This is a genomic window from Synechococcus lacustris str. Tous (assembly GCF_003011125.1).
GTDB classification, from domain to species: Bacteria; Cyanobacteriota; Cyanobacteriia; order PCC-6307; family Cyanobiaceae; genus Synechococcus_D; species Synechococcus_D lacustris.
The window spans coordinates 1-4,038 of record NZ_PXVC01000117.1 but is presented as its reverse complement, the minus strand read 5'-3'; the positions used below and the strand labels follow the sequence as shown (position 1 = coordinate 4,038).

At 50.6% G+C, this 4,038-nt stretch carries 5 protein-coding genes; all 5 read left to right on the top strand.

All coding sequences use genetic code 11. The features are described 5' to 3' along the window. The first annotated feature begins 132 nt into the window (after nucleotides 1-132). On the top strand, nucleotides 133-1,305 hold the full coding sequence (devC, locus tag C7K08_RS12975; protein WP_106500988.1) for an ABC transporter permease DevC: 1,173 nt from the start codon (nucleotides 133-135) through the stop codon (nucleotides 1,303-1,305). After that, nucleotides 1,306-2,019 (top strand): DevA family ABC transporter ATP-binding protein, encoded by a 714-nt coding sequence (locus C7K08_RS12970; RefSeq protein ID WP_106500987.1) that lies wholly within the window; start codon nucleotides 1,306-1,308, stop codon nucleotides 2,017-2,019. It begins immediately after the preceding gene. Nucleotides 2,020-2,049: 30 nt separating this feature from the next. Next, entirely contained in the window at nucleotides 2,050-2,205 is a 156-nt protein-coding gene (locus tag C7K08_RS16030; RefSeq protein ID WP_106500986.1) for a hypothetical protein, read from the top strand. 51 nt (nucleotides 2,206-2,256) lie between these two features. Then, nucleotides 2,257-3,186, top strand: a complete 930-nt coding sequence (locus tag C7K08_RS12960) for a glycosyltransferase family 2 protein (RefSeq protein ID WP_106500985.1) — start codon at nucleotides 2,257-2,259, stop codon at nucleotides 3,184-3,186. 103 nt (nucleotides 3,187-3,289) lie between these two features. Then, a complete protein-coding gene (gene rpsB / locus C7K08_RS12955) occupies nucleotides 3,290-4,009 on the top strand; it encodes a 30S ribosomal protein S2 (protein WP_106500984.1) in 720 nt (239 codons plus the stop codon). Nucleotides 4,010-4,038: the final 29 nt, after the last annotated feature.

The window sequence follows — 4,038 nt, the reverse complement described above, 5'->3', positions numbered from 1 at the left end:
ATCCAACCGCTGATACCGACGCTAGGGTGGTAACCGTTAGGATTAGTTTGATTCCATCTGATCGCAAGAAGGTTGAAAAACTTTCTGGCCTAAAAGTTATTGGCAATTTAGCTCCTTAGTGGCTTTAAAATTATGTTTTTAACCATTTGGCGGAAAAGAAAAATACCCCTAGCCTGGCTCTTGCTTACCCGTCAACCCGTTCGCTTAGCAATCGCACTCGCTGGGATTAGTTTTGCCGGGATATTGATGTTTATGCAGCTTGGTTTCAGGGATGGATTGTTTGATGCAAGTGTAACTATTCACCGCCTCTTTGATGCCGATTTGGTTCTAACCAGCCCTCGCTCCATGAGTTCKATCAGCATGGCTGGTTTTCCAGAGMGAAGGCTGATTCAAACCCTTGCCGATCCCGAAGTTGCTGATGTTTCACCTGTGCACTGGAACTTTGTGCTCTGGCGCAATCCTGAAACAAGAACAACCAGATCAATTCTCGCCCTYGGATTTGAACCAAGTGATCCKYTACTAATAGACCCGCTAGTTCAAAAGCAATCAAGCTTTCTGCGTCAAAAGGGGAGGGTATTATTTGATGAACGCTCCCGCAATGAATTCGGTCCCGTAGCCGAATGGTTTCGTARCGGTAAAACCGTTGATTCTGAAGTTGCAGGGGTGAGGCTTCGTGTTGCAGGCCTTGTTCAATTGGGACCATCCTTTGGTGCAGACGGTAATATGATCATCAGTAGGGAAACTTTTCGCAGCATTATTCCCAATAGTYCAAAGGGAAGCATTGAGCTKGGCTTAATTCGTCTGATTCCAGGATCTGATCCAATTCTTGTGGCARAMAGGCTRAARGAGCAGCTKCCAAACGAYATAACTATTTTTACAAAAGAGCAATTTATAGAATTTGAAAAAAACTATTGGCGCTCTAGCACAGCTATAGGKTTTATATTTACCCTCGGCGCCGCGATGGGTTTCGTTGTTGGCTGTGTAATAGTTTATCAAATTTTATATGGTGATGTAAGCGACCATTTAGCTGAATATGCCACATTGATGGCCATGGGKTACCGGCTAAAGGATCTTCTMGCTGTGGTTGCTAGGGAGGGGTTGTTGCTTGCCTTAATTGGTTAYCTACCTGCCTATGCAGCGGGRGAGGGGCTTTATGCATTRATYCGAACCTCAACAAAATTACCCGTTGCGATGGAATTTAATCGGGCTTTTTTGGTTCTAAGCATGATCCTTGTGATGTGCCTYGGCTCAGCYCTATTGGCAATGCGCAAATTGGTTGATGCCGATCCAGCTGAGATYTTTTAAATGAATAAAYCYAGTTCCCARGTGTTGATCAATGCCGTTGGCCTATGCCATAGCTATGGAAARGGCAGCATGGGCCGTTTGGTTTTAGAAAATATTAATTTGTGCCTGCATGCTGGTGAAGTTGTTCTTTTAACAGGCCCCTCTGGTTGCGGTAAAACAACKCTGCTCACTTTGATTGGAGCACTGCGCAGTGTTCAAGAGGGCCAGCTCGAGGTGCTTGGAGTGCCTTTAAGAGGTGCTAATCGSGAGCAGTGCCGCAGGGTACGTGAACGCATTGGCATGATTTTCCAAGGCCACAACTTATTGCGSTGTTTAACAGCCGAACAAAACGTTCAAATGGGTGCCGACCTRTTGCCYGATCTTGGCTATGGCGGCCGCCGCGCCATGGCCAGGGAATGGTTGCGGGCAGTGGGYCTTGGTGATCAGCTCAACAAGCTTCCCCACGATCTCTCTGGGGGCCAGAAACAACGGGTTGCGATTGCCAGGGCGCTGGCTGCCCATCCAAAACTTCTACTAGCCGATGAACCCACCGCAGCCCTYGATGGACGCACTGGCAGGGAGGTTGTGGAGCTACTCCAGTCGTTGGCCCGTGATCAGGGYTGTGGGGTGTTGATGGTTACMCACGATCCCCGCATCCTTGATGTGGCGGATCGATTGATTCAAATGGAAGACGGGCAGTTGCAGGAGGTGAGCTTGGGCAACCCCTCGAGGTAAGCTGATTTAACTATTTAYGAGGTTGCTCTTTTGTCGAAGCGCAGGAACCTGAAACGGGAAAAGCAAGAACGGAACAGGGCCTATGCCCGCAAGTTCAAAAAGCGCAAACTACGCAACGATGGCCGTGGTGAAGGCGCTGGCAACGGTGTTACAGGCACTGCCAACAACGGTGGCGCTGCCGACTAATCCCTAGCCATTGCCGCGATCGGCGATTATGGGCTAACCGCTGAGGTTTAAATGCTGTTCAGCATTGTGATACCCACCTATAATCGTTTGCCGATTTTGCGCAAATGCCTTGCTGCCCTTGAGGCGCAGCAGGGRATGGAACCTGGCGATCAATTTGAGATTGTTTTAGTAGACGATGGGTCAACGGATGAAACCGTCCMATGGCTCCATGCCAATAAAGCCCTGCTCCCCCATCTGCGGCTTGTGTGCCAAGACCATGGCGGGCCAGCCCTAGGYCGCAATTTGGGGGTAGCAGAGGCAAAAGGTGAAGTTATTGTTTTTATCGATAGCGATCTAGTTGTTCTACCAAGCTTTTTGGCTGAGCATGGCCGGGCCCTAAGGCGGTCATGGCAACGCCAGGGCAATCGYCTTTGCTTTACCTATGGAGCTGTAATCAATACCCATAACTTTGATGCTCCAAACAGTGAACCCCACAAGCTGAGCGATCTGTCTTGGGCCTATTTCGCCACCGGTAATGTGGCGATTGATCGCTCCCTTTTGCAGCGTTCTGGTCTTTTTGATCCCGCCTTTCAGCTCTATGGCTGGGAAGATTTGGAATTGGGCGAAAGGCTGAGGCGCATGGGTGTTGTTTTGGTGCGTTGCCCAGGGGCGGTGGGTTACCACTGGCATCCACCGTTAAGCCTCGAACAACTGCCTGAGCTGGTGAGAAAAGAGCAAGAAAGAGCTCGCATGGGCTTGGTTTTTTACCGTAAGCACCCCACYCGCAGGGTTCGTTTCATTATTCAGTTCACCTTCCTGCATCGTTTGCTTTGGGAGCTGCTCACCCTTGGCGGGCTGSTCAACGAAAACAGCCTTAAACCGCTTCTAGCCCTATTGATCAAACAGGGACACCCTGGCGTAGCCATGGAATTGCTCAGGCTGCCCTTAAACCGCATCGGCGTGAGGGCAATGTTTAGGGAGGCCAGGCAGGCWGGCTGGTAAGTTGTAAAGGTWCTTTCATTCCGCACACCCGCACGTTTCGGGTGAAGAGCAACCCTCCGGTTGATCTTCCCTGGCGGGTGGTGGCCAACCCGAAACCCCACCGATGGCAGTTGTAACCCTCTCCGAGATGATGGAGGCTGGTGCCCATTTTGGYCACCAGACCCGCCGCTGGAATCCCAAGATGCAGCGGTAYATATATTGCGCCCGCAATGGCGTGCACATCATCGATCTTGTGCAAACGGCAGTTTGCATGAACAACGCTTACAAATGGACCCGCAGCGCCGCCCGTTCCGGCAAACGCTTCCTTTTTGTTGGCACTAAAAAACAAGCCGCTGAAGTTATTGCCCAAGAGGCAGGTCGTTGTGGCGCCAGCTATGTGAACCAGCGTTGGTTGGGGGGAATGCTCACCAACTGGACCACGATGAGGGCGAGAATAGATCGCCTMAAAGATCTAGAACGCATGGAAAGTTCTGGAGCGATTGCCATGCGTCCTAAAAAGGAGGCAGCGGTTCTCCGTAGGGAGTTGGATCGTCTCCAAAAATATCTTGGTGGGTTAAAAAATATGCGGCGCCTTCCAGATGTGGTTGTTCTCGTAGACCAAAAACGCGAATACAACGCTGTTCTGGAGTGCCAGAAACTGGATATTCCCTTGGTATCAATGTTAGATACCAATTGCGACCCAGATCTCTGTGATGTGCCCATTCCTTGCAACGACGACGCGATTCGTTCCGTTCAGCTAGTGGTTGGCCGTTTGGCTGATGCCATCAACGAAGGTCGCCATGGTGCCCATGACCAAGGCGCTGAATCTGATGATGAGGGCTAATAGCCCTCCATCCCCTTTCCCCCTACAAT